Origin of the sequence: Pseudomonas sp. R3-57, assembly GCF_051132065.1 — a bacterium.
Lineage (GTDB): Bacteria > Pseudomonadota > Gammaproteobacteria > Pseudomonadales > Pseudomonadaceae > Aquipseudomonas.
The window spans coordinates 2,914,270-2,939,451 of sequence record NZ_CP071655.1; the positions used below are offsets into that span (position 1 = coordinate 2,914,270).

Annotated in this window: 21 protein-coding genes; 13 read left to right on the forward strand and 8 right to left on the reverse strand. The window is 60.5% G+C overall.

All coding sequences use genetic code 11. From position 1 onward, the window contains the following. The first annotated feature begins 5 nt into the window (after positions 1-5). Positions 6-1,181, forward strand: coding sequence for a hypothetical protein (locus J3P93_RS13225; RefSeq protein ID WP_434598058.1), 1,176 nt, complete (start codon positions 6-8; stop codon positions 1,179-1,181). Positions 1,182-1,465: 284 nt separating this feature from the next. Beyond that, positions 1,466-2,365: a lipid A hydroxylase LpxO gene (lpxO, locus tag J3P93_RS13230; RefSeq protein ID WP_394502181.1), complete on the forward strand. Its 900-nt coding sequence runs from the start codon at positions 1,466-1,468 to the stop codon at positions 2,363-2,365. Between the two features lie 794 nt (positions 2,366-3,159). On the opposite strand, the gene J3P93_RS13235 is transcribed toward lpxO, so the two are convergent. After that, positions 3,160-4,020, reverse strand: coding sequence for a Ku protein (locus J3P93_RS13235; protein ID WP_434598061.1), 861 nt, complete (start codon positions 4,018-4,020; stop codon positions 3,160-3,162). 189 nt (positions 4,021-4,209) lie between these two features. Here J3P93_RS13235 and J3P93_RS13240 point away from each other — a divergent pair, with 189 nt between their 5' ends. From J3P93_RS13240 to nudC, 4 genes are all read left to right on the forward strand, one after another. Further along, positions 4,210-4,530 carry a hypothetical protein gene (locus J3P93_RS13240; protein WP_434598063.1) on the forward strand — a complete coding sequence of 107 codons (321 nt, stop codon included), beginning with the start codon at positions 4,210-4,212 and terminating at the stop codon, positions 4,528-4,530. 51 nt (positions 4,531-4,581) lie between these two features. After that, positions 4,582-5,727 (forward strand): PQQ-dependent sugar dehydrogenase, encoded by a 1,146-nt coding sequence (locus J3P93_RS13245; protein WP_434598065.1) that lies wholly within the window; start codon positions 4,582-4,584, stop codon positions 5,725-5,727. A gap of 231 nt (positions 5,728-5,958) precedes the next feature. Next, a complete protein-coding gene (locus J3P93_RS13250; protein WP_434598067.1) occupies positions 5,959-6,771 on the forward strand; it encodes a crotonase/enoyl-CoA hydratase family protein in 813 nt (270 codons plus the stop codon). Positions 6,772-6,777: 6 nt separating this feature from the next. Next, positions 6,778-7,608 (forward strand): NAD(+) diphosphatase, encoded by an 831-nt coding sequence (gene nudC / locus J3P93_RS13255; RefSeq protein ID WP_434598069.1) that lies wholly within the window; start codon positions 6,778-6,780, stop codon positions 7,606-7,608. Here nudC and J3P93_RS13260 read toward each other — a convergent pair. After that, on the reverse strand, positions 7,576-8,355 hold the full coding sequence (locus J3P93_RS13260; RefSeq protein ID WP_434598071.1) for a TSUP family transporter: 780 nt from the start codon (positions 8,353-8,355) through the stop codon (positions 7,576-7,578). The two genes, nudC and J3P93_RS13260, sit on opposite strands and share 33 nt — an antisense overlap. Positions 8,356-8,719: 364 nt before the next feature. On the opposite strand from J3P93_RS13260, the gene J3P93_RS13265 reads away from it, so the two are divergent. After that, entirely contained in the window at positions 8,720-9,094 is a 375-nt protein-coding gene (locus tag J3P93_RS13265) for a hypothetical protein (RefSeq protein WP_434598073.1), read from the forward strand. Between the two features lie 46 nt (positions 9,095-9,140). Here J3P93_RS13265 and J3P93_RS13270 read toward each other — a convergent pair whose 3' ends face one another. After that, positions 9,141-9,365, reverse strand: a complete 225-nt coding sequence (locus J3P93_RS13270) for a YgdI/YgdR family lipoprotein (RefSeq protein WP_090283590.1) — start codon at positions 9,363-9,365, stop codon at positions 9,141-9,143. A gap of 178 nt (positions 9,366-9,543) precedes the next feature. Here J3P93_RS13270 and J3P93_RS13275 point away from each other — a divergent pair, with 178 nt between their 5' ends. The 4 genes from J3P93_RS13275 (at position 9,544) to J3P93_RS13290 (ending at position 16,069) form a co-directional block, all read left to right on the forward strand. Further along, positions 9,544-11,211 (forward strand): VRR-NUC domain-containing protein, encoded by a 1,668-nt coding sequence (locus tag J3P93_RS13275; protein WP_434598076.1) that lies wholly within the window; start codon positions 9,544-9,546, stop codon positions 11,209-11,211. Further along, complete coding sequence (locus tag J3P93_RS13280) at positions 11,208-13,490, forward strand: ATP-dependent DNA helicase (protein ID WP_434598078.1); 2,283 nt, start codon at positions 11,208-11,210, stop codon at positions 13,488-13,490. The genes J3P93_RS13275 and J3P93_RS13280 overlap by 4 nt, the downstream gene beginning before the upstream one ends. A 41-nt stretch (positions 13,491-13,531) precedes the next feature. Continuing rightward, on the forward strand, positions 13,532-15,451 hold the full coding sequence (locus J3P93_RS13285; protein ID WP_434598080.1) for a PAS domain S-box protein: 1,920 nt from the start codon (positions 13,532-13,534) through the stop codon (positions 15,449-15,451). 78 nt (positions 15,452-15,529) lie between these two features. Further along, a complete protein-coding gene (locus J3P93_RS13290; RefSeq protein ID WP_203418150.1) occupies positions 15,530-16,069 on the forward strand; it encodes a hypothetical protein in 540 nt (179 codons plus the stop codon). Between the two features lie 238 nt (positions 16,070-16,307). Here J3P93_RS13290 and J3P93_RS13295 read toward each other — a convergent pair whose 3' ends face one another. Continuing rightward, positions 16,308-16,604, reverse strand: a complete 297-nt coding sequence (locus J3P93_RS13295; RefSeq protein ID WP_434598082.1) for a hypothetical protein — start codon at positions 16,602-16,604, stop codon at positions 16,308-16,310. Here J3P93_RS13295 and J3P93_RS13300 point away from each other — a divergent pair. Then, positions 16,603-16,767, forward strand: a complete 165-nt coding sequence (locus tag J3P93_RS13300; protein ID WP_203418149.1) for a hypothetical protein — start codon at positions 16,603-16,605, stop codon at positions 16,765-16,767. The genes J3P93_RS13295 and J3P93_RS13300 overlap by 2 nt on opposite strands. Before the next feature lie 23 nt (positions 16,768-16,790). Here the strand turns inward: J3P93_RS13300 and J3P93_RS13305 are convergent, their stop codons facing one another. The 4 genes from J3P93_RS13305 to J3P93_RS13320 all read right to left on the reverse strand — a co-directional run bounded on the left by J3P93_RS13305 (position 16,791) and on the right by J3P93_RS13320 (position 21,761). Then, entirely contained in the window at positions 16,791-18,134 is a 1,344-nt protein-coding gene (locus J3P93_RS13305) for a cation:proton antiporter (protein WP_434598084.1), read from the reverse strand. Positions 18,135-18,176: 42 nt separating this feature from the next. Beyond that, on the reverse strand, positions 18,177-18,788 hold the full coding sequence (locus J3P93_RS13310) for a Yip1 family protein (RefSeq protein ID WP_434598086.1): 612 nt from the start codon (positions 18,786-18,788) through the stop codon (positions 18,177-18,179). An 86-nt stretch (positions 18,789-18,874) separates the two neighbouring features. After that, on the reverse strand, positions 18,875-19,732 hold the full coding sequence (locus J3P93_RS13315; protein ID WP_206416235.1) for a glucose 1-dehydrogenase: 858 nt from the start codon (positions 19,730-19,732) through the stop codon (positions 18,875-18,877). An 874-nt stretch (positions 19,733-20,606) separates the two neighbouring features. Continuing rightward, the gene (locus J3P93_RS13320) at positions 20,607-21,761 is read right to left on the reverse strand and encodes a MalY/PatB family protein (protein ID WP_434598090.1); all 1,155 of its coding nucleotides are present in this window, start codon (positions 21,759-21,761) and stop codon (positions 20,607-20,609) included. Between the two features lie 354 nt (positions 21,762-22,115). Here J3P93_RS13320 and fdnG point away from each other — a divergent pair, with 354 nt between their 5' ends. Continuing rightward, entirely contained in the window at positions 22,116-25,181 is a 3,066-nt protein-coding gene (fdnG, locus tag J3P93_RS13325) for a formate dehydrogenase-N subunit alpha (protein WP_434598092.1), read from the forward strand. Position 25,182 lies beyond the last annotated feature (1 nt).

Below are 25,182 nucleotides of genomic sequence, written 5' to 3' on the forward strand. Positions count from 1 at the left end.
TCGTCATGGCCCGGATTCAACCGTTTACTCACGAGACACTGAACACCTTGCTGGCGCTGAGCGATCGTCTCAACCTCAGCCTGTACATGCCGGCGCATCGAACGTTTCCGCAGCGTTCGCAAGATCCGATCCGTTTCAAGAATCTGGTCAGACAGCTCGAGGATTTGCTTGATCAACACGCGCCAGAGGCTCCCGGGGACATCGTGCTCGCGCCGTTTTACCAGTTGCTGGACGATCAGACGTTCTGGAACAACTGCCCGGCGTCCATTGCCGTGTTCGCTGGCGAAGAGCATTTCATCGTCGTCGGGCTGCATCGGACGGTTCGCGAAACAGTGATCGTCAACAGCCACCCGTACCTCAAGCCGTTGCTGCGCCTGGCGCCGGTCACTGATCGGTGCCAAGTGCTTTGCCTGTCGCGGGACTGCGTGCAGATGTACCAGGGAACGGCGCAGCACATGGAAAAGGTCGAACTGCCGGCGGCGGTGCCGACTCGTCAGGTTGACGCACTTGGCGATGAACTGACCCCGCGCGATCAACAGGGCCACCCGGACGGATTCAGCGGTGGCGGCGAACGCGGTGACCCGATGATGCATGAGTCGGGCGGCGGCGGTAAGCAGGACGAAATCAACCTCGACCGCGAGCGGTTCTTCCGCGCGGTCGACAAAGCCGTTACCGAATATTGCTCGCGCCCATGCAACCTGCCGCTGGTGCTTGTCGCGCTCCCGGAGAACCAGGCGGTGTTCCGCGCGGTGAGCCACAACCCGTTGCTGTTGCCGGACGGCATCGAACGCGACCCGGCGACGCTACAGCCAGCGCAAGTGGCGCAGGCCTGCGCGAGTGTGTTGCACAAGCGGCATGACGATGCGCTGGACAAAGCCTTCGATCGCTTCGGCGTGGCGCTTGGTCAGGGTGCAGTGGGACGACACTTGCCGGAAATTGCCAACGCCGCGGCAGAGGGCAGGGTGGCGCTGTTGCTGGTAGAGGCTGAGCGCGAAGTGGCCGGTACGATTGCGGCGAATGCACTGAATCGTGAAGCGGCGGATACCCGTAAGATTCATTCGGAGGATGTCCTCGACGAGCTGATTCTGGCGGTCATCCGTCAGGGCGGTGAAGTGGTGGTCGTACCGCCGGAGCGTTCGATGCCGACCGAAACCGGGGCGGCGGCGGTTTATCGTTATTGATCAGTCAAACCGAGCGCCGGCGATGGACTGCTGGCGCCATCTTGTAGTTTTCAATGAAGGCACGATGCCGGCGTTATCGGTGCGTTGCGCCGCGCGTGACAGTTTTTCACAGATGAAGGTTCACAGTCGGTTACAAACTGTGGCTAAAATGCCACCTTTCACCGACGCCGGAACACGGCGTGGGCTCAAGGACGTGCCACTTTGTATTCAGACCGCTGCACAAGACGCAGGGCCTTCGGCCACCCGGCGCGCAGTTTGTTCACTTCTGACGTGTGACGATTTCCGTGAAACTCATCATTGCTGCTATCTATGTCGTTTCGATTGCCTACGTTCACCTGCGCGGGCGTGTGCGGCACAAGCTCGGTCGACAACTGAGCGACCACTCGACGTTTCTCGCGCCGATCAATTGCTTCCTCTATCTGTTTTCGAAAAAGCCGAACCAGCCTTATCTCGACCCGAGCGAGTTTCCCGACCTGAGTCCGTTGCAGGCGCACTGGGAGGAGATTCGCGAAGAAGGTCAGAATCTGTTGCGTGCCGGTGAGATCAAACGCTCGAACCAGTACGACGATGTCGGTTTCAACTCGTTCTTCAAAAGCGGCTGGAAGCGTTTCTATCTGAAGTGGTACGGCGAGAGCCATCCTTCGGCGATGAAACTCTGCCCGCGCACTACCGAACTGGTGCAGAGCATTGGCTCGATCAAGGCGGCGATGTTTGCCGAACTGCCACCGGGTTCGAAGCTGGTGCGTCATCGCGATCCGTATGCCGGTTCGTACCGCTATCACTTGGGCCTGGATACGCCGAACGATGCCGGTTGCTACATCAACGTTGACGGTGAGAGCTATCACTGGCGCGATGGCGAGGCGGTGATGTTCGACGAGACGTTTATTCATTACGCGGAAAACACCACTGACAAGAATCGCATCATTCTGTTTTGTGACATTGAGCGGCCAATGAAGTATCGCTGGGCGGCGGCGTTCAACAGCTGGTTCAGTCGTACGGTGATGTCGGCGGCGGGTGCGCCGAATGATGCGGGGGATCGTACGGGTGGCATTAACCGTTTGTTTGCGCGGATCTACAAGATTCGGTTGCGGGGCAAGGAGCTGAAGAAGCGTAACCGTACGCGTTATTACCTGGAGAAGTGGGCGATTTTTGCTGGGCTTTTGGCGATCTTTATTTTGATCTGATTCTTGTTTGGGGCTTGCTTTGAGGCGCTGAGTTCTGGGGGGCATATCCGTTGCTTCGGGTGCTGCGGCTGGCGGTTTCGCCTGACGGCGACTCACTTTTTTTCAGACGCCAAAAAAAGTAAGCAAAAAACGCTTGCTCCTACGTACGGCCCTCGCAGGCTCGGGTCCCTTCGCTGCGGGATCGATCCGGGCGCAGCGGCTACGGTTTGCTTCGCTGCACCTCCTTCCGCTGTGTCTGGCTGCGCCAGACGGTCGCTGCGCTCCCACGCCCGGATCGATCCCTCCACTCAGCCTTCCGACGTCGCCGGTGAGTCAAAAGCAAGATCAAAAGCACTCGAGCTGGCGCTCATTGTTGAGTGGTGAGAAGCGTCGCATGGCTTGAGATCTTCGGTGGATTCGCCCCTCATCGGAACGCCGCCCGCCCAGCCCTCTCCCGAGGGAGAGGGGGCCGATTTTGGTTGGTTTTGGAACTTGCGTTCGACTCGGTATTTCAGGTTCGCGCATTTCTCACATCCACCGCGGTCAGTCCCCTCTCCCTCCGGGAGAGGGCTAGGGTGAGGGGCTTTTGATTCTCAGCCTTCAGCCTTCAACACCGCCGGTGACCAGGATCAAAAGCAGGCGAGCTGACATTCGGCCTTATGGTTGTACTCAGTCCCTGTGGGAGCTTGCCTGCAAGCGATGGCGGCCTGACAGCCGACCTTTCCCTGACGGATGTCACCGCTTCCCTGTGGGAGCGAGCCCGCTCGCGAAGAGGCCAGCCCTGACAACACTGTTCCCGACTCGCTGGCTATTGCTCATCCAGACGCCTTCTTCGTCCGCTTCGCCGGCGCCTTGGCCGCCGGTTTTGCTTTGGACTTGGTCGGGGCCTTGCCGCCGAGGCTGCGTTTGAGCAGTTCGGTCAGATCGATAACGTCAGCGGTTTTACGTTCTTCCTCGCCGCCCACTGTTTCAACGTCTTCGATCTTGCCTTCATGGGCTTTCTTCTCGACCAGCGCCATGATCTTGTCTTCGAACTCGTCCTTGTAATCGTCGGGGCTCCAGTCGCCGCTCATGTCTTCCACCAGGCGTTTGGCCATGTCCAGTTCGCCCTTGGCCAACTGTGGTTTGGTCACGTCGCTGCCCAGTGCCAGTTCATCGAGGCTGCGTACTTCCTGTGGCCAGCGCAGTTTCACCAGTACCAGCGCATCCTCGACCGGCATTAGCGCGGCGAGGTACTGCCGTGTGTGCAAGACCACGCGGGAGAGGGCGACTTTGTTGGTTTTGCTCAGGGTCTCGCGCAGCAGGGCGTAGACCTTGCCGCCGCGCTTATCGGGGGCCAGGTAATACGGCGTGTCGATGTTTTGCAGGGGAATCTGTTCGGCGTCGACGAAGGAGAAGATGTCGATGGTCTGGGTCGACACCGGGTGCGCCGAGCGGATTTCTTCCTCGCTGAGCACCACATAACGGCCTTTTTCATAGGCCACGCCTTTGACTATGTTTTCCTTGGTGACTTCCTTGCCGGTGACCTTGTTTACTCGTTTATAGCCCACTGGCTCCATGCTGCGGCTGTCGAGCCAATCGAAGTCCACGCCCTGCGACGAGGTTGCCGAGACCAGCGCGACAGGGATGTGAACCAGTCCGAAACTGATCGCGCCTTTCCAGATTGCTCGAGCCATAGCCAGTTCTCCGAGTGATGATCGGATGACCTGCGCGCCGGGCGGAAAGTTTCCCCGGAATGCGTGGGCCGGGCGTCACTTGGTCAAGTCGTGTTACATGTTGTTTAAGGCGTGTGGGTTAACAAATCCGAACCCGCAGCGTAGCGTGGACTCGAAGGCTCTATTCCTTGCTCATCGAGAGGCTGCGTCATGAAGCGCATCATGCTTGCCATCTTCGCTCTGCTGCTCAGCGGCGGTATGGTCCACGCTGACCTGTTACTGGCGCAAAGCCCGACTGGCAACAGCAATAACCCGTACAACAGCCCGATTCGCCGGGCCAATCCCAACAGCATGCAAGGCACCCAGCCGAGCACACCGCCCATCCGCGGTCCCAACACCGTTCCGACGCCGCGTCAGCCCACCGTCGAGAACCGTGGCATTGGCAACGGCCAACCGATTCGCTCGGTGCCGAGTCACCCGCCGACTTTCATTCCCAACCCGCCTCCGCGCAGCGGAGACAGCAACCGTTGAGCGGCAGAACCGTACTCTGCCGGCCCCTGAAACGAACAAAAGGAATCGTGCATGTTGCGTAAAACCCTTTTAGCCACACTGTGCGCCGGTGCGCTGATCAGCGCGCCGGCCTTCGCCGCTGCGCCCAAAGAGCTGCAAAGCGAGCAGGGCACCCTCGAGGTCACCACCGTCGCCGCAGGGCTGGAACATCCGTGGGCGCTGGCGTTTCTGCCGGATCGCCAGGGCATGCTGGTGACCGAGCGGCCGGGCAATCTGCGTCTGGTCGGCAACGACGGCAAGCTGTCGGCGCCGATCTCCGGCGTGCCGCAGGTCTGGGCCAAGGGGCAGGGCGGTTTGCTGGACGTGGTGCTGTCGCCGGACTTCAAGCAGGATCGGCTGGTGTACCTGTCCTATGCCGAAGGCGGTGGCGCCGGCAACAAGGCCGGGACGGCGGTCGGGCGCGGGCGACTTTCCGATGACTTGAAGACGCTCAAGGATTTCAAAGTGATTTTCCGTCAGGAGCCGAAGCTCTCGGTCGGCAATCATTTCGGTTCGCGGCTGGTGTTCGACCGCGACGGTTATCTGTTCATCACCTTGGGCGAGAACAACGATCGGCCGACCGCTCAGGATCTCGACAAGCTGCAAGGCAAGGTCGTGCGCCTGTACCCGGACGGCAAGGTGCCGGACGACAACCCCTTCGTCGGCCAGTCTGGTGTCCGCCCGGAGATCTGGGCCTATGGCCTGCGCAATCCGCAGGGTGCTGCGCTCAACCCATGGACCGGCACACTGTGGGAAAACGAACACGGCCCGCGCGGTGGCGACGAGGTGAACATCATCGAGCGCGGCAAGAATTACGGCTGGCCGCTGGCAACCCACGGTATCAATTACTCGATGCAACCCATTCCGGAAGCGCAGGGCAAAACTGCCGAAGGCACGGTGGCCCCGCACCATGTCTGGGAAAAATCGCCGGGGGTCACCGGCATGACGTTCTACGATGGCGACCGCTTCAAAGCGTGGCAGCACAATGCGTTTATCGGTGCGCTGGTGACCCAGGAACTGATCCGTTTGCAGTTCGACGGCGACAAGGTCGTGCACGAGGAACGTCTGCTGGGCGAACTGAATCAACGCATCCGTGATGTGCGTCAGGGGCCGGATGGTTATCTGTATGTGCTGACCGATGAGGATAAAGGCTCGCTGTACAAGATCGGCCTGAAGTGACGCAAGTATCACCACAAAACACAGATGATTTTCATTGAATGATCGGCCGCCTTCGCGAGCAGGCTCGCTCCCACATTTGCAATGCAATCCCCCTGTGGGAGCGAGCCTGCTCGCGAAGAGGCCGCCCGGGGCAAAGCAAAACTCAGGACAGTCCCGCATTTGGCCGAACCGCCGCCGTGATGCCTTGTTATAGTTCGGGCCTCATTTCCCGCCCGGTAAAGGATCACTGCCATGTCTCAATACTCCGCTTTCAGCGTCGAACTGGCCGATAACATCGCCCATGTGCAGATCAATCGCCCGGAAAAGATCAACGCGATGAACGCTGCGTTCTGGAGCGAGATCATCGAGATTTTCCAGTGGGTCGATGACACCGACGAAGTGCGCGTGGTGGTGCTCAGTGGCAACGGCAAACATTTTTCCTCGGGCATCGACCTGATGATGCTGGCCGGTGTTGCCAATGAACTGGGCAAGGACGTCGGGCGCAATGCGCGGCTGCTGCGGCGCAAGATTCTCGCCCTGCAAGCGTCTTTCAATGCCGTCGACAATTGCCGCAAACCGGTACTGGCCGCAGTTCAGGGCTATTGCCTGGGCGGTGCGATCGACCTGATTTCTGCCTGCGACATGCGCTACGCCGCCGAGGACGCGCAATTCTCGATCAAGGAAATCGATATCGGCATGGCCGCCGATGTTGGCACTTTGCAACGGTTGCCACGGATCATCGGTGACGGCATGCTGCGTGAACTGGCTTACACCGGCCGCACCTTTGGTGCTGACGAGGCGCGCAACATCGGACTGGTCAATCGCGTTTACGGCGACAAGGACGCACTGCTCGAAGGCGTGTTCGACATCGCTCGCGAGATTGCCGCGAAATCGCCGATCGCGGTCACCGGCACCAAGGAAATGATCAGCTACATGCGTGACCATCGCATCGACGACGGCCTCGAATACGTTGCCACCTGGAACGCCGCCATGCTGCAATCCACTGATTTGCGCGTAGCCATGGCCGCCCATATGAGCAAACAGAAACCCGAATTTCTGGACTGAGAAACCATGACAGCTCGCTGGACCACTGCAGTACTCGACACCGATCAACCCGGCGGCATGGCCGTGGCACGCAGCCCGGAAGGCTTTCTGTTCGATGACAACGGCGCGCTGTTTCCCCGCGAATGGCTCAAGCGCCAGGACCTGTCGATCCTCGCCGAGCATGGCATTGGCCATCTCGATGGCGAGCCGGTGTATCTGCTCGAGTTGCGCAGTGCCAGCGAGGTGCCGGGTTGCAGCTGGAAAGGCCTGCGCGCGTTCATGCTCGAAGGTGACCACACAATCTACAAAGTCCTCGGTTACGCCGCGCAGATCGGCACCTGGGCCCGCGAGCATCGATTCTGCGGCAATTGCGGCCAGCCGATGACGCAGGTGCCGCGCGAGCGGGCGATGTATTGCCAGCCCTGCGACCTGCGCAGTTACCCGCGGATCTCGCCGAGCATGATCGTGCTGATCACGCGGGGCGATGAAGTTCTGCTGGCACGTTCACCGCGTTTCGTCACCGGCGTCTACAGCACCCTGGCCGGGTTCGCCGAGCCGGGCGAGTCGGCCGAGGAATGCCTGATTCGCGAAGTGCGCGAAGAAGTGCAGATCGAAGTGAAAAATATCCAGTACATGGGCAGCCAGTGCTGGCCGTTCCCGCATTCGATGATGCTCGGCTTCCATGCCGAGTACGCCGGCGGCGAGATTGTCTGTCAGGAAGACGAGATCGAAGACGCCCAGTGGTTCAACGTGCACGATTTGCCGCCGCTGCCGGCGTCGAAATCGATTGCCCGTTACCTGATCGACGTCTACGTCGCGCGGCGCTTAGGGCACGCTGAACCAGTGCTGCCAGGCTAGACGTACGGTCAAGCCCAGCACCACGGTAATGAACACCGGGCGAATGAACTTGGCGCCGCCGCTGATCGCGGTACGCGCGCCAAAGAATGCGCCGACCATGACCGACAGGCCCATGCACAGGCCGATGATCCAGTCGACCTGACCGGAAAAGATGAACACCGACAGCGCCGCAATGTTGCTGACGAAGTTCATGCTGCGCGCCACGCCGCTGGCCTTGACCAGATCGATCGGGTACAGCAGCAGGCTGCTCACGGTCCAGAAGGCACCGGTGCCGGGGCCGGCCACGCCATCATAGAAACCGAGGCTGAAGCCTTGGGTCGATTGCCATTTCTTCTTGATCGGCGCGTTGCTGTCCAGCGGCGCTTTCGGCGTGCCCCCAAACAACAGATAGAGCCCGCAGGCAAAGACGATCACCGGCAGCATTTTGTTCAGCCACTCGGCGGGCAGGTAATGCGCGACGACGGCACCGGTCAGCGCGCCGACCAGCGTGCCGACGATCGCGTGGGTCCATTGGCGCGGATGGAACAGTTTGCGCTTATAGAAGGTGAAACTGGCGGTCGCCGAACCGAAGGTCGAACTCAGTTTGTTGGTGCCCAGCACCAGATGCGGCGGTAGGCCCGCGGTGAGCAGGGCGGGCGTGGTGAGCAAACCGCCGCCGCCAGCGATGGCATCGATGAAACCGGCAAGGAAGGCAACAGCGGCCAGAATGGCCAGGGTGGTGAGGTCAACGCTGAGTTCGAAGGGCATGGAATCGGCTTATTCGGCAAGGCGCAGAACGTGGGCTGCGGGGAGGCCGGACATGTTACTCATTTCCGGGTGTTGCGGCGACAGTTGCAGCTCCATCGCCAGCAGGCTGGCTGCCACATTGGTTTCGCGGTGAATGCAAATCCCTTGTGGGAGCCAGCCTGCTGGCGATGGCCGACAACCCGGTCTCAAAAGTGACTCCACAGCCATTCCTTGACTCAAAACCCTGCATCATCAGAAATGCGGCCTAAAGCCAGTACCGGTTCACTCGTTCTACTCAAGGTTATCGCTGGCTTGGCCGTCCACTTCGCGAGCAGGCTCGCTCCCACTGAGGAGCGCATCATCACATTCACAAGGAGTTTCAAACGTGAAAGGTTTCAAGGGGTATATCGGTATTGTCACAGTGGCGCTGGGATCGGCCAATGCCTGGGCCGATCTGCCTCACAGTTCGATTCTCAGCCGTTACGGCGTAACCACCGAGCAATTGCCGAGCGCGGCAGACGTCGAGGTCATTGAACCTGTCGAAGCAAAAAGCCGTTTTCAGATCCAGCCCGAACAACCCTACGTAACGTTTCGCCTGGGCGACGGGGTGGTCTCGCAAACCACCGGCAATCCGATCATCGATCGCATGGAGCAGCAGGACCTGGCGCGTTGCCGGCGCCTGCAGGAGGAACTCGCCCGGCGTGGCGGCACCCATGTCAGTTGCGACAACAGCATTCCGGGCATGAGCCAGCCCCGGTAATTGCGCCGTCGGAGCTGCCTCATGCGGCAGCTCCGCTTGCAGCCCTTCAGTCTTCTTCGCGAACGGTGGCGACTTCGTCTGCACGAACCTTCACTTTCGCCCCGGAGATGTCTTCGAACTCATAGAAGCCATCGTCGGTTTTGGTCTTCGGCATGTCCTTGGTCAGATACTGGGTGCCGTTCTGCAAAGTCACGACGGTTGCGGTCGAGCAACCGCCCAGGGCCAGGGCTGCAGCGATGGCCAAAGGAATGCCCAGTGTCTTGAATTTCATACCCACCTCGTGTGCCTCATTCATGTGCTGCCGAGCATTGTCGGCTTCTAACGCGGTTGGTGCCATCCGCACCGGAAAAGTTCGATGGGCCCGGTAAAAAAATGCCATTGATCATTTTCCGTTTGCGCCGGGCTGTGCAGAGCTGATATCTGTACGCATAACCAGTATCCGCTTCGCCATGGCCCTGAATTCCGTGACTGCCAACCCTCTCGACGACCCGTTCTATTACCTTAACAACTTCCGTCAAGTGCTTGATTGGCTTGAATTTCGTTATGCCGACGTGATGAGCGATCGTGAGCATGCCTTTATTCGCGACTTCAAGTCATTGCCGCGCCCCGCACAGGGCTTGCTGGTGCGGATGGTCATGCGCAAGGGCGTGCATTTTCGCGCGGGCAAACTCAATTACCCGGAAATCGGCGACATCGCTGAAGCGGCTCAGCCATTGCTGGCCCACGGCTGGATCGAGGAACACGCGCCGCTGACGCTCGCCGAGTTGTTCGATGTGCTGCTCAAGGCCGAGCTGTTGCAAGCGTTCGGCGCCGTAATCGAGCAGCCCAAGGGGCGCAAGGATGACTGGTTACCGCAGCTGGCCGAACAGTTCAGCGAACCGCGCAGTCTGCGCGCCTGGGCGCCGCAACTGGGCGACCGTCTGTTCAGCCTGACCCTCATGGACCTGTGCGACCGCTTGCGCCTGATGTTCTTCGGCAATCTGTACCAGGACTGGTCGGAATTCGTCCTCGCCGACCTCGGCATTTTTACCTACGAAAAAGTCGAGTTCTGCGCCGACTCGCGCGGTCTGCGCAGCCGTGACGACGTTGATGCCTGCCTGTTCCTGCACCAGTGTCAATTGCGCTTCGAAGCCGGAGAGCCGCTTGAGGACATCGTCGCTCAGGTAACCGCGCTGCACTTCGACAACCCATGGCTGCAACGGCGGCGCGGCAAGGTGTTGTTTCAGATCGGCCAGTATTGCGAGCGCATCAGCGAATTCGCCCTGGCTCTGAGTATTTACCGCGATTGCGCCTACCCAGGCGCACGTTTGCGCATGATCCGCGTGCTGGAGCGCAGTGGCGAATATCCGCTGGGACTGGAGCTGGCCACCCTCGCGCAGCAGGCCCCGGAAAGCGCCGCCGAGCAACAGGGTTTGCAGCGGATCGTGCCGCGCTTGCGGCGCAAACTCGGTGGGCCGCCGCTCAAACGCGCAGCGGCGAGAGCGGTCGAGCGTCTGGATCTGCATTTACCGAGAGTCGATCCGACGTTGTCCGTCGAGTATTACGTGCAGGCGCATCTGCACGACGACGAAGGCCCGGTGCATTACGTGGAAAACAGCCTGATCAATTCGCTGTTCGGGCTGCTGTGCTGGCCGGCGATTTTCGCGCCTTTGCCCGGCGCATTCTTTCACCCGTTCCAGCGTGGGCCGGTGGATTTGCTCAACGAAGACTTTCAGCAGCGCCGCACCGAGCTGTTTCAGGCGTGCCTGAGCGAGCTCGACGACGGCCGCTACGCTGCAACCATCCGCGAACGCTTCGTTGCCAAGTGGGGCATTCAGTCGCCGTTCGTGTTCTGGGGCGCATTGAATGAGCAATTGCTGGAGCAGGCGTTGGCCTGCCTGCCCGCCGAACATCTGAAACACTGGTTCAACCGCTTGCTGCTCGACATCAAAGCCAACCGCGCCGGCATGCCCGATCTGATCCAGTTCTGGCCGCAGCGCAAGACCTACCGAATGATCGAAGTCAAAGGCCCCGGCGATCGCTTGCAGGACAACCAGTTGCGTTGGCTGGAGTTTTGCCACGAACACCAGATGCCGGTAGCCGTGTGTTACGTGCAATGGGCGGAGCAGAGCGTTTGAGCTACAGCATCGCCGTGCGCGCGTTGTGCGAATTCACCGCCAAGAGCGGTGACCTCGACCTGCGGTTCACCCCGTCACCCACAGCGCTGGAAGGCATCGCCGGGCATCGCACCGTGGCTTCGCGGCGCAGCGAGCATTACCAGAGCGAGGTGGCGCTCGAAGGCGAGTTCCGCCAGTTGAAGGTCAAGGGCAGGGCGGACGGCTACGATCCGACGGCCAACTGCCTGGAAGAAGTCAAAACCTATCGCGGCGATCTGAACAAGCAGCCGGCCAACCACCGCCAGTTGCATTGGGCGCAGGCGAAGATCTATGGCTGGTTGATGTGCTGCAAACTCGACTTGCAGCAAATCAATCTGGCGCTGGTGTACTTCGACATCGTCAGTGAGAAGGAAACCTGTCTGGTCGAGTCGTTCAGCGCTGAAACACTCAAAGGCTTCTTCGAGCAGCAATGCGCGTTGTTCCTGCTATGGGCCGAGCAGGAAATGGCCCATCGCGACGCGCGTAACCTGGCGGCGCAGCAACTGGCGTTTCCCCACGCGGATTTCCGCCCCGGCCAACGGCATCTGGCCGAATCGGTGTTCAAAGCGGTCAGCACCGGTCGCTGCCTGATGGCGCAGGCGCCGACCGGCATCGGCAAGACCCTCGGCACGCTGTTCCCGATGCTCAAGGCGCTGGCGCCGCAGCAACTGGACAAGGTGTTCTTCCTCACCGCCAAGACGCCGGGACGCAAACTGGCGCTGGACGCCAGCCAGGTGTTGTTCAAACAGTCGCCGACGTTGCCCTTGCGGGTTTTGGAAATGGTCGCTCGCGACAAGGCCTGCGAACACCCGGACAAAGCCTGCCATGGCGACTCCTGCCCGCTGGCCCAAGGCTTTTACGATCGCCTGCCCGCCGCGCGCGAGGCGGCCAGTCGGATTCGTTTGCTTGATCAGGCAGCGATGCGCGAGGTCGCCGCGCAACATGCGCTGTGTCCGTATTACCTGAGCCAGGAAATGGCGCGCTGGGCCGACGTGGTGGTCGCCGACTACAACTATTACTTCGACTTCAGCGCGCTGCTGTTCGGCCTCGCCCAACTCAACCAATGGAAGGTCGCGGTGCTCGCCGACGAAGCGCATAACCTCGTCGAGCGCGGCCGGCAGATGTACAGCGCCAGCCTTGATCAGTTCGTGCTGGGTACCGTGCGCAAAACTGCCCCCGCACCGCTGAAGAACAGCCTGCAACGCCTGAACCGCGAGTGGAACGCGCTGCATGCGCCGCAAATTCTGGCGTATCAGGCGTATGACAAGGCGCCGGAAAAACTTCTGCAGGCGATCTCGCTGTGTTGTGCCGCCATCGGCGACTACCTCAACGAACACCCGCAAGGCCTCGACAGCGGTTTGCAGAACTTCTATTTCGACCTGCTGCAATTTGCTCGTGTGGCCGAGCTGTACGACGCGCATTACCTGTTCGATATCAGCAAACGCGACCTCGAGCGCAAAAAACCGCTGTCGCAGCTGTGCCTGCGCAACGTGGTGCCGGCGGCGTTCATCGGCCCACGGCTGACGGCGGCGCGCAGCAGTGTGCTGTTTTCCGCCACGCTCAGCCCGCGTAATTATTACGCCGATCTGCTCGGCACACCGGCCACTACCGTGTGGATTGACGTCGAATCACCGTTCCACGCCGAACAGCTGGATGTGCAGATCATCAGCCGCATCTCCACCCGGTTCAACCATCGCCAGGCGTCGCTGGAACCGATCGTCGAACTGATCGCGCGCCAGTTCAGTGAGCGCCCGGGCAACTATCTGGCGTTCTTCAGCAGCTTCGACTATCTGCAACAAGTCGCGGCGCTGATGGCCGAGCGTTATCCGCAGATCACTCTTTGGCAACAGTCGCGGGGCATGGTCGAAGGCGCGCGGCAGGCGTTTCTCGACCAATTCACCGCAGACAGCCAGGGCATCGGCTTCGCCGTGCTCGGCGGTGCGTTCGGCGAGGGCATCGATCTGCCCGGTGCGCGCTTGATCGGCGCGTTCATCGCCACACTCGGGCTGGCCCAGCTCAACCCGATCAATGAACAGCTGAAACGGCGCATGGCGGCGATTTTTGGTGCCGGTTATGACTACACCTATTTGTACCCCGGCCTGCAAAAAGTCGTGCAGGCCGCTGGCCGGGTCATACGTACACGCGAGGACCGCGGGGTGGTCATGTTGATCGATGACCGCTTTGCCGAAAGCCGGATCAAGCAACTATTGCCGCGTTGGTGGGCGATCAATCATGAAACCACGGCTTCCCAAATCGGCTAATTGCCGCATAATTTCGCTCATGACAACGGCCGGTGAGCATGATGAGCGAAAACACTAAAGACGCTGTGATCGAGAACATGCGTTTTCGCCTGCTGATCGATTCGGTGATCGATTACGCGATCTACATGATCGACCCGGACGGCATCATCACCAGCTGGAACTCCGGGGCCAAGCGCTTCAAGGGCTATGAAGAAGCGGAAATTCTCGGCGAACATTTTTCGCGCTTCTACACCGCTGAAGACCGCGCCGCCGGTTTGCCGCAACGCGCATTGAATACCGCGATCAACGAAGGTCGCTTCGAAGGCGAGGGCTGGCGGGTGCGCAAGGACGGCACCAATTTCTGGTCGCACGTGGTGATCGACCCGATCATCGACCCGGATGGCCGCTTGCTCGGTTTCGCCAAGATCACCCGTGACCTCACCGACCGCAAGATGGCCGAGGAAACCCTCAAGCAAAGTGAACAGCAGTTCCGCCTACTGGTACAGGGCGTTACCGATTACGCCATCTACATGCTCAGCCCCGAGGGCCGGGTCAGTAACTGGAACCAGGGCGCGCAGCGGATCAAGGGCTATCTGCCGGAAGAAATCATCGGTCAGCATTTCTCGATCTTCTACACCCCCGAAGACCGCGAACTCGGCGAGCCGCAACGGTCGCTGGAAATCGCCACCCGCGAGGGCCGTTTCGAGAACAAGAGCTGGCGCATGCGTAAGGACGGCACGCGATTTCTGGCGCATGTGGTGGTCGATGCGATTCGCGGCGATACCGGCATCCTGCTCGGTTTCGCCAAGATTACCCGTGATATCACCGAGGCCCATCAGTCCCGCCAAGCGCTGGAAAAAACCCGTGAAGCGCTGTTTCAGGCGCAGAAGATGCAGGCCCTCGGTCAACTCAGCGGCGGCATTGCCCATGATTTCAATAACCTGCTGACGGTGATCCTCGGCAATCTGGAGATCGTGCAAAAGCGCATGGGCGCCGACCCGAAAATCAGCCGTCTGCTGGAAAACGCCACCCAGGGTGCCTTGCGCGGTGTGTCGCTGACCCAGCGCATGCTAGCGTTCGCGCGCCGCCAGGAACTGAAGACCGAATCGGTCGACATCGCCCAGTTGGTGCAGGGCATCACCGGTTTGCTGCGCAGCTCGCTGGGGCCGGGCATCCGCATCGAGACGCGTTTTCCCGACGATCTGCAGCCAGTGCTGGCCGACAACAATCAGCTCGAACTGGCCTTGCTCAATCTGGCGACCAATGCCCGCGACGCCATGCCCGACGGCGGCACGGTGACCATCACCGCACAGCCGCAAGTGGTGCTGGAGCTGGGTGATTCGCAGTTGCCGGCCGGGCGTTACGTGTGCCTCAGTCTGACCGACACCGGGGAGGGCATGGATGCGCCAACGCTGGCGTCGGCCCGCGACCCGTTTTTCACCACCAAGGGGCTGGGCAAGGGCACCGGGCTGGGCTTGTCGATGGTCCACGGTTTTATTGAACAACTGGGTGGCCGTTTCATTCTCAAAAGCGAACAGGGTCAGGGCACCACGGCTGAACTGTGGATTCCGGTGGCGCTCGAGGTCGTCGCCAGCAAGCCACAGTTTTCCTCGACCGCGCCGGTTTCGGTGCCACGCCTCAGCGTGCTGGTGGTCGATGACGACTCGCTGGTAATGACCAGCACCAGCCTGCTGCTCGAGGACCTCGGTCATCGCGTCCTCGGTGCCGCTTCCGGTGAACAAGCGTTGCGCCTGTTCGATCAGGGCGAAGTCATCGACCTCATGATCACCGACATGGCCATGCCGAAAATGAGCGGCGCGCAACTGGCGCACGCGGTGCGTATGCTCAAACCAGACCTGCCGATCATCCTCGCCACCGGTTACGCCGAACGCCTGGAAGGCTTCGCCGCCGAACTGCCGCGCTTGCCCAAGCCATTCACGCAGATGGGACTGGTGGCGATCATTGCGCAATCGATGAAGTGAGGCACTGGTCAGTTCGCCTGAACTTGTCCGTCACCGAGGGTTTCGAAAGGTTTTTAACCACCTCGGAGCGTGTTTGTTTTGTCTCGCATATTGACCCATCCCACGGCTGAAGAAGAGGCGCTGACCGAACACAACGCCAAGATGTTCGGCTCGCCCAAGGAGCGTCTGGATTTCTATCGGCGCGAAATCCAATACGAAACCAGCATCCTCGCCAACCGCACCGACGCCTATCTGGCGGCGCAGTCGTTTCTGGTGATCGCTTTTGCCTCGTGCATGGCCAACCTCAACCCGGAGTGGGGCAAGCTGTTCACCCTGGTGGTGCCGCCGTTTCTGGCGCTGCTCGGCGTGCTCAGCTCGCTGAACGCCTGGCCGGGGATTCGCGCCGCGTACGACATCATCGATCACTGGCACTTCAAGCAGAGCCAGTTATTGGAGGCTGAACCGGTGATGGGGCTGGCGTACGACGAATCGCCGCTGTTCAGCGAAGTCGAGTCGAGCCACAAGGGTTATCGCAAGTCGCTGTTGTTTTCGTTGCGTACGCCGTGGATCTTTGCGACGTTCTGGATATTGCTGGGGGGGTATGCGGTGTTTATCCAGGTGACGAATCCGGGGGGGTGAAGGCAGCGGTACCGAAGAGTTTGGGCTCTTGGTTCGGCTGTATTTAGTGGTGGACTTTTAGATCGAACCCCCTCACCCCAGCCCTCTCCCCCAAGGGGGCGAGGGGGAAAGGGAGCAAATCTCCAGTGTTCTTCAGTGAAGTGTACGACTGGATATCGCAGGACGACGTAACTCTCAAATCCACTGCGGTCAGTTCCCTCTCCCTCTGGGAGAGGGCTAGGGTGAGGGGCTTTCAGACTTAACTCGCCACTTCAAGCTCACGCTCAACCGCTTGAGAATGCTGCGAAGCCTGAGGAATCGGCGGAAAATCCTCATTCAACACGCACAGATGATCAATCGCATCCTCAAACAGCAAGTCGGCTTTCTTGCGCAAGGCCCGGTAATGCTCGAACTGCTCCATATCCAGATTCTCCACCTCCAGCATCGCGTTGGCCGCGCGATTGAGGGTGTGGGCGTTGTTGAACAATTGACGGTTGCGTTCCAGAGCCAATGCTCTGCAAGCCTTGATTTGCGCAGGAGTCGAACGTTCTTTCATGACCGTAACCTTTTTCTTCAGGATTCCGTTTCATAGGCGTCGCGCCGCAGGGGAATCGAACCTGCCGGGCCGCCGCTTGATGCACTCAGCGACGGTTATGGTTGTGACCGCTGGCAACGAAGCGGGGATCCATTTTTTTGCAGAAAAAACTTCGATCAATTAACCGTTAAAGCGCCACGAAAAAAATCAGCTTTTTTGTTTCTTGTACTGTTCATATCCCGCGAGGATTGGCTGGGTGCTGATGCCGTGCACGAGGATGCTCAGCGCCACCACCGACAAGGTCAGGTCGGTACACAGCGTGGCGACGTTGTTGGTCAGGCCGTGATTCAACGCGAAGAACAGGTAGAACAGGCTGCCGATCCCGCGGATGCCGAACCAGCCGATCAACAGCCGCTGGCGGCCCTTGAGCAGCGTGCCCCATGGCATCAGCGCGACGCAGGCCGGGCGAATCAGGCAGAACAGCACACCGCCGACCAACAGGGCCCGCCAGTCCCAGTGCGCCAACAGCACCACGCCGAGCAGGGTCACCAGAAACACTTCCATGGCCCGTTCGACCAGCCCGCCGAACGCGAGCATGTCGCCCATCATGATGCCGGCGGCCAATTGGCTGCTCTTCAGCTCATCGGTGTCGCCACGCACCGCGTGTTGCGGTTCGACGTTCTGATGGCCGACCACCGGTTGCACCAGATGCTCGGCGGGCGGCTGGCTGACGCCGGTGGACTTCACTTCGACCTGGCGCAAGCCGAGGCCGGCGGCGAATACCGAAAGAAAGCCATAACCGCCAATCGCTTCGGCAACCACGTAAGCCAGGGCGATCAGCGCCAGCGCGAGGTAGTCATTGGGGCTGAGAGTGCTGTCTTCATTGTGGATACGCAGCAACACCGTGACGCGACCGATACCGCGGCCCATCCAGTAACCGGTCAACAGACCCGCCGGCACCGCCCACAGCACACTGCGCAACAGCCAGCCTTGCCACTCGCCGGCGACGTTGTCGCTGTGAATCAGCAACAGGCCGAGAATCACGAACGGGAAGGCGATGCCGTCATTCAGACCCGCCTCGCCGGACAGGCCAAAGCGCACACCGTCGACATCCCGCGCATCGTTGACCTGCACCAGCGCTGCGAGCACCGGGTCGGTCGGCGCCAGAATCGCGCCGATCAGCAACGACGGTCCCCATGGCAACTGAAGGCCCCAGTGCAGCAGCAGGCAGACCCCGGCAATCGTCAGCACCATCACCGGGCCGGCCAAGCCAAACGCGATGCGCCAGCGTTTATCCGTCAGCGGTAAACGCAACTTCAGGCCGCAGACGAACAGGGAAAACAGCACCGCCACTTCGGTCAGGTGCTCCATCCACAGCGAGGCGTTTTCCAGCGACAGTTTCAAAAGGTTCAGGCCGCTCGGGCCGATGGCGACGCCCAGCAGCAGACACACGGCGGACGTCGTCACCGGCATCCAGCGCAAGTACGAGGCGGTTAGCGCCAGGGTCAGCAACACCGCACCGAGCACCGCGACCCACACCGTAAAACTCACGAACGGACACCATCAATTATCAATGTAAACGCACTCATCGACTCAACCTGCGGTCGTGCGCAGGTACTCGGGGATGAGCACGTTGAACCACAGCAGAATCATCGACACCAGCAGGGTCACCAGCACCAGCAGGCCGACGCCCCACACCGAGGCGGAGTAGAGCAGGCCTTGTTCCTTGCGCTCGTGCATGAACGTCGGCAGCCCGACAAACAACAGGAAAGTCGAATAAATCGATGCAGCACCGAGCACTAGAATCGCCAGCCAGCGACTGGGATACAGCCCGGCAATCCCGGCGACGAAAAACGGCGTTACGGTGTAAGCGGCAAAACCTATGCATTGATTGAGCGTCGGCCGCGCGTCAAAGGTGCGCGACATCCAGCGAATGAAACCGCCCATGATCGCCACGCCGACGACGATGGTCAGGTACAGCAGAATGCACAACTGCAACGCGCTGGCCGTGCTCAATCGCACGTTCTCGCCGACCGCCAGGCTCCAGCCGACGTAGGTGGTGCCGATGAACAGGCATACGGCCGGAATCAGCGCGAGCAGCAGCAGGTGCGCAAGGTAATGTCTGGGGTGGGCTTCTTCTTCGCGGCGGATATCGGTCCAGGCGAAGTTGGGTCGGGTGAACAGCTTGACGATAGGTGCGGACATGACGACCTCCAGATCCTGTTGGCCCGTCGGGCTCTACAGGTATGGAGGCACGCCACGCCGCTGGGTTCAGTTTTTCTCGCCGGCGGTCAAAGCATCGGTTTGCCGCCGGTGACGCCGTAGCGCTGACCGGTGATGTAACTGGCTTCATCCGAGGCCAGCAGCACATAGATCGGCGCGACTTCCACTGGTTGACCGGGACGGCCAAGCGGCGTGCTGCCACCGAAGTTCTGTACTTCTTCCTCGGGCATGGTCGAGACAATCAACGGCGTCCAGATCGGCCCCGGCGCCACGCTGTTGACGCGGATTTCCTTCGGCCCTAGCATCTGCGCCAGGCCACCGGTGAAGTTGGCAATCGCCCCTTTGGTGGTCGCGTAGGCGAGCAGGGTCGGTTTGGGCATGTCCGAATTGACCGAACTGGTATTGATGATCGACGAACCCGGACGCATGTGCTTGATCGCCGCCTGACAGATGCGGAACATCGCTGTGATGTTCACATCGAAGGTCATCAGCCATTCTTCATCGGGAATTTCTTCGAAATTCTCATGGGTCATCTGGAACGCAGCGTTATTGACCAGCACATCGATACGCCCAAAGCGCTCGACAGTCTTGTCGACCAGCGCCTGACACTGGGCTTTCTCGGCGATGTCACCCGGCAACAACAGACACTGACGCCCGGCCTGCTCGACCCAGCGCGCGGTTTCCTTGGCGTCCTCGTGCTCATTCAGATACGCCACGGCCACGTCAGCGCCTTCACGCGCGAAAGCAATCGCCACGGCACGACCGATGCCGCTGTCAGCGCCAGTGATCAACGCAATCTTGCCAGCCAGCCGGCCAGAACCGACATAACTCTGCTCACCGCAGTCCGGATACGGCTCCATCTTGCGCTGCGAGCCAGGCACGGGTTGGGCTTGTTTGGGGAAGGGTGGTTTTGGATAGTCGCTCATCGCAGGGTCTCCTTCGTTTCAAGGCAAGTGTCTCGGGTTGACCCGGGGCATTTGCCGTGAGTTCGATCGGATTCGAACAAGATGCAAAACGAATGTGGGAGCCAGCCTGCTGGCGATGGCGGTGTGTCCGTTGACATAAAGGCTGAATGTCATGGCGCCATCGCTTGCAGGCAAGCTCCCACGGGGATCGCGTAGCACCGGGTCGTCTATCGAAAATCAAGAGCCCCTCACCCTAGCCCTCTCCCGGAGGGAGAGGGGACTGATCGCGTTGATTGGCAGACGTACGCCAACATGCAATACCGAGTTGTACACACAACTTGAAAAGCCCAAAGATCGGCTCCCTCTCCAGGGGGAGAGGGCTGGGGTGAGGGGCCGCCACACCGCAAATCCCAAGCCAACCACCCGCTTCTAACCACTCAACAATGAGCGCCAGCTCGAGTGCCCTTGATCTTGATCTTGCCTAACCAGCGACATCGGAAGGCTGAGCGGAGGGATTGATCCGGGCGTGGGAGCGCAGCGACCGTACGACGAAGTCGTACACAGCGGAAGTAGGTGCAGCGCAGCAAACCGTAGCCGCTGCGCCCGGATCGATCCCGCAGCGAAGGGACCCGAGCCCGCGAGGGCCGTACGTAGGAGCAAGCCTTTTCGGTTACCTTTTCGGCGTCTGGAAAAGGTGACTCGCCGTAAGGGCGAAACCGCCAGCCGCAACACCCGCAGCAACGGATATGTCCCCGCAACTCAGCGCCTGAAAGAAAGCCATCGCGAGCAGGCTCACTCCTACAAATCAACCGCGTACATCAACAAGTGATGGGGCGGCTACAAGGCCGCCATCGCTTGCAGGCAAGCTCCCACAGGAATCTCCTGCACAGGGAAATCAAGCACCGCGCCGCGCCAGCGCACGCTCCATCCGACTAATGCCTTCTTCCAGCAACGACCGCGGGCAACCAAAATTCAAGCGAACAAACTGCTGATGCTGATCACCAAAATCCACCCCGGCACTCAACCCAACCTTCGCCTGCTCAAGGAAGAACTGCTGCGGATTAACCAGATCCAGCGCCGAACAATCCAGCCACGCCAGATAAGTCCCCTGCGGCACATCGATCGTCACCCCCGGCAAACGACTGCGCACAGCCTCAACCAGCCAGTCGCGATTGCCCTGCAGATAAACCTTCAGTTCCGCCAACCAGGGCGCGCCTTCGCTGTACGCCACCCGAGTAGCCTCCATACCCAGCGGATTGACACTGTCGACCATGCCGCAACGAGCATGATTGACGCGCTCACGCAGCGCAGCGTTCTGAATGATCATGAACGAAGTCTTCAGGCCGGCAATGTTGTAAGCCTTGCTCGCCGACATCAGCGTAATCGTGCGCTGCGCGATCTCAGCGCTCAGCGACGCCGTCGGAACATGCACGCGACCGTCAAAACACAGCTCGGCATGGATTTCGTCAGAAATGATCCAGGCATCCTGCGCCATGCAGATATCAGCCACATCACGCAGCTCCTGAGCAGCGAACACCTTGCCGAGCGGATTGTGCGGATTGCTCAACAGCAGCGCGCCGCCGCCGACCAACGCATCATTCAGCGCCGTCAGTGGCGTGAGATAACTGCCGTCAGCCTGAGCGACGAACTCCAGCTCAACCTTGTTCAAGCCCCAATGCCCCGGCGCCTGGCGCAGCGGCGGGTAGTTCGGCACTTGCACCACAACGTTCTGCTGCGGCTGCACCAATGCCTTGAGCGCCATGTTGAAACCGGACTCGACCCCCGGCAGGAAGATCAGCTCCTGCGGCTTTACCTGCCAGGCGTACTTGTTCCACAGATCGGCAACGATCGCTTCGCGCAAATTGTCCTGCGCCACGCTGTAGCCCACCAGCGGGTGCAGCAAGCGCTGCTGCAAGGCCTCGATCACCACCGGCGGCGCGGCAAAATCCATGTCCGCGACCCACATCGGCAGAACATCCGCCGGGTAACGGCTCCACTTGGTGCTGCCGGTCTGGTGGCGGTCGAATACCTGATCAAAATCGAAAGTCATGCGCGGTCTCGTGAAGGCGGGTTGTTCAGGGGCGTCATGATAAGCCGCAAGGCCTGCGTGAGCACACAAAACCTCACGGCCACCTGCAACCTTTGTGGGAGCTGGCTTGCCAGCGATTGCGGTGGATCAGGCACCATCAATATTGAATGTGCCGACGCCATCGCTGGCAAGCCAGCTCCCACAGAGTGTGTACAAAGCCATCAAATCGCGCGGCAAAACACCCGACGGTCGGTTTTCACCCAGGCGCTGCGCTGATTGTCTACAGTGAAAAAGTCGACGCCAAGGCGTCGCCACCGTGATTGTCCAGATAAAACCCGGCACCAGTACCGGGTTCCACCTGATCAGGAGTGCACGATGGATCTCAGCCGTCGTCAGTTCTTCAAGGTCGCAGGTCTAGGCCTTGCAGGCTCAAGCCTGGGCGCGTTGGGCATGGCCCCGACGCCAGCCTTCGCCGAGCAGGTGCGCCACTTCAAGCTCGCCCACACCCATGAAACCCGCAACACCTGCCCGTACTGCTCGGTCGGCTGCGGTTTGATCATGTACAGCCAGGGCGATGCCGGGAAAAACGTGGCGCAGAACATCATTCACATCGAGGGCGACGCCGACCACCCGGTCAATCGCGGCACCCTTTGCCCGAAAGGCGCCGGCCTGCTCGATTTCATTCACAGCCCCGGCCGCTTGCAATATCCGCAGGTGCGCAAGCCGGGCAGCAGCGAGTGGACGCGAATCAGCTGGGACGAAGCGCTCGATCGCATCGCCGACCTGATGAAAGCCGACCGCGACGCCAACTTCATCGAAAAGAACGCCAACGGGCAAACGGTGAATCGCTGGCTGAGCACCGGGTTCCTCGCGGCCTCGGCGGCGTCCAATGAAGCTGGCTATATCACCCAGAAGGTGATTCGCAGCCTCGGCATGCTGGGGTTCGATAACCAGGCGCGTGTCTGACACGGCCCGACGGTGGCAAGTCTTGCCCCGACGTACGGCCGTGGTGCCATGACCAATACCTGGACCGATATCGCCAACGCGAATCTGATCCTGGTGATGGGTGGCAACGCAGCAGAAGCGCATCCGTGCGGCTTCAAATGGGTGACCGAGGCCAAGGCGCACAACGCTGCGCGGCTGATCGTGGTCGATCCGCGTTTTACCCGGACCGCTTCGGTGGCCGACTATTACGCGCCGATCCGCACCGGCACCGACATCGCGTTCATGGGCGGGCTGATCAATTACCTGCTGACCACTGACAAGATCCAGCACGAATACGTGCGCAACTACACCGACGTGTCGTTCATCGTCAAAGCCGGTTATGGCTTCGAGGACGGCATTTTCAGCGGCTATGACGCGGAAAAGCGCAGCTACACCGACAAATCCGGCTGGGGCTACGAGTTCGCCGAGGACGGCTTCGTCCGGGTCGACCCGACCCTGCAAGACCCACGCTGCGTCTATCAACTGATGAAGCAGCATTACAGCCGCTACAACATCGAGTTGGCCAGCCAGATCTGCGGCATGCCGGTCGACGCCATGCAGAAAATCTGGAACGAGATCGCCACCTGCTCGACGCCGGGCAAGACCATGACGATTCTCTACGCCCTCGGCTGGACCCAGCACTCGATCGGCGCGCAGATCATCCGCAGCGCGGCGATGGTGCAATTGCTGCTGGGCAACGTCGGCATGCCCGGCGGCGGGGTCAATGCCTTGCGCGGGCACTCGAACATTCAGGGCCTGACTGACCTCGGCCTGCTGTCCAACGCGCTGCCCGGTTACCTGACCCTGGCCAGCGACAGCGAGCAGGATTACGCCCAGTTCATTCACAAACGCACGCAAGTGCCGCTCCGGCCGGGGCAGCTTTCGTACTGGCAGAACTACAGCAAATTCCACGTCAGCCTGATGAAGTCCTGGTACGGCGCCAACGCCACCGCCGAGAACAACTGGCTGTTCGATCATTTGCCGAAACTGGACATTCCCAACTACGACGTCCTGAAGATGTTTGACCTGATGAGCCAGGGCAAAGTGAACGGCTACCTGTGCCAGGGCTTCAACCCAATTGCCGCGCTGCCGGACAAGAACCGGGTGATGGCCGCCCTGGCCAAGCTGAAATGGCTGGTGGTGATGGACCCGCTGGCCACCGAAACCTCGGAGTTCTGGAATAACGTCGGGCCATATAACGATGTGAAAACCGCCGAGATCCAGACCGAAGTCATCCGCCTGCCAACCACTTGTTTTGCCGAGGAAGACGGCTCGCTGGTCAACAGCAGCCGCTGGCTGCAATGGCACTGGAAAGGCGCCGATGGCCCCGGCGAAGCGCAGACTGACATTCGCATCATGAGCGAACTGTTCCTGCGCCTGCGCAAACGCTATCAGACCGAGGGCGGCAAATTCCCCGATCCGCTGCTGAAACTGTCGTGGCCATACAAGATCGCCGACGAGCCTTCGCCGGAAGAGCTGGCCAAGGAAATCAACGGCAGCGCGGTGACCGACTTCACCGATGCCACTGGCGCCATGGTCAAGGCCGGCACGCAACTGGCCGGGTTCGGCTTGCTCAAGGACGACGGCAGTACCGCGTCGGGTTGCTGGATTTTCGCCGGCAGCTGGACCGAGGCCGGCAACCAGATGGCCCGCCGCGACAACGCCGATCCGTATGGCATGCACCAGCATCAAGGCTGGGCGTGGGCGTGGCCGGCCAATCGACGGATTCTCTATAACCGCGCGTCGGCGGACCTTGCGGGCAAGCCATGGGACGCGAAAAAACGCCTGGTCTGGTGGAATGGCAAAACCTGGGGCGGCACCGACGTGCCGGACTACAAGGCCGACGTGCCGCCGGAAGCCGGGATGAACCCGTTCATCATGAACCCCGAAGGTGTGGCGCGCTTCTTCGCCGTTGACAAGATGAACGAAGGGCCATTCCCCGAGCACTACGAGCCGTTCGAAACGCCGATCGGCATCAACCCGCTGCACCCGCAAAACAAGAAAGCCACCAGCAACCCGGCGGCGCGGATCTTCGATTCGGTCTGGGAAAGCCTCGGCGAGGCCAAGGACTTCCCGTATGCCGGCACCAGTTACCGGCTGACCGAGCATTTCCACTTCTGGAGCAAGCACTGCAAGTTGAACGCGATCGCGCAACCCGAGCAATTCGTCGAAATCGGCGAAGTGTTGGCGAAAGAGAAGGGCATCGCCGCCGGTGATCGCGTGCGGGTCAGTTGCAAGCGCGGCTTTATCGAGGCAGTGGCGGTGGTGACCAAGCGGATACGGCCGCTGCAGGTCAACGGCCAGGTCGTGCATCAGATCGGCATCCCGCTGCACTGGGGCTTCACCGGCCTGACGCGCCACGGTTACCTGACCAACACGCTGGTGCCGTTCCTCGGCGATGGCAACACCCAGACCCCGGAATCCAAGTCATTCCTGGTCAACGTGGAGAAGCTCTAGT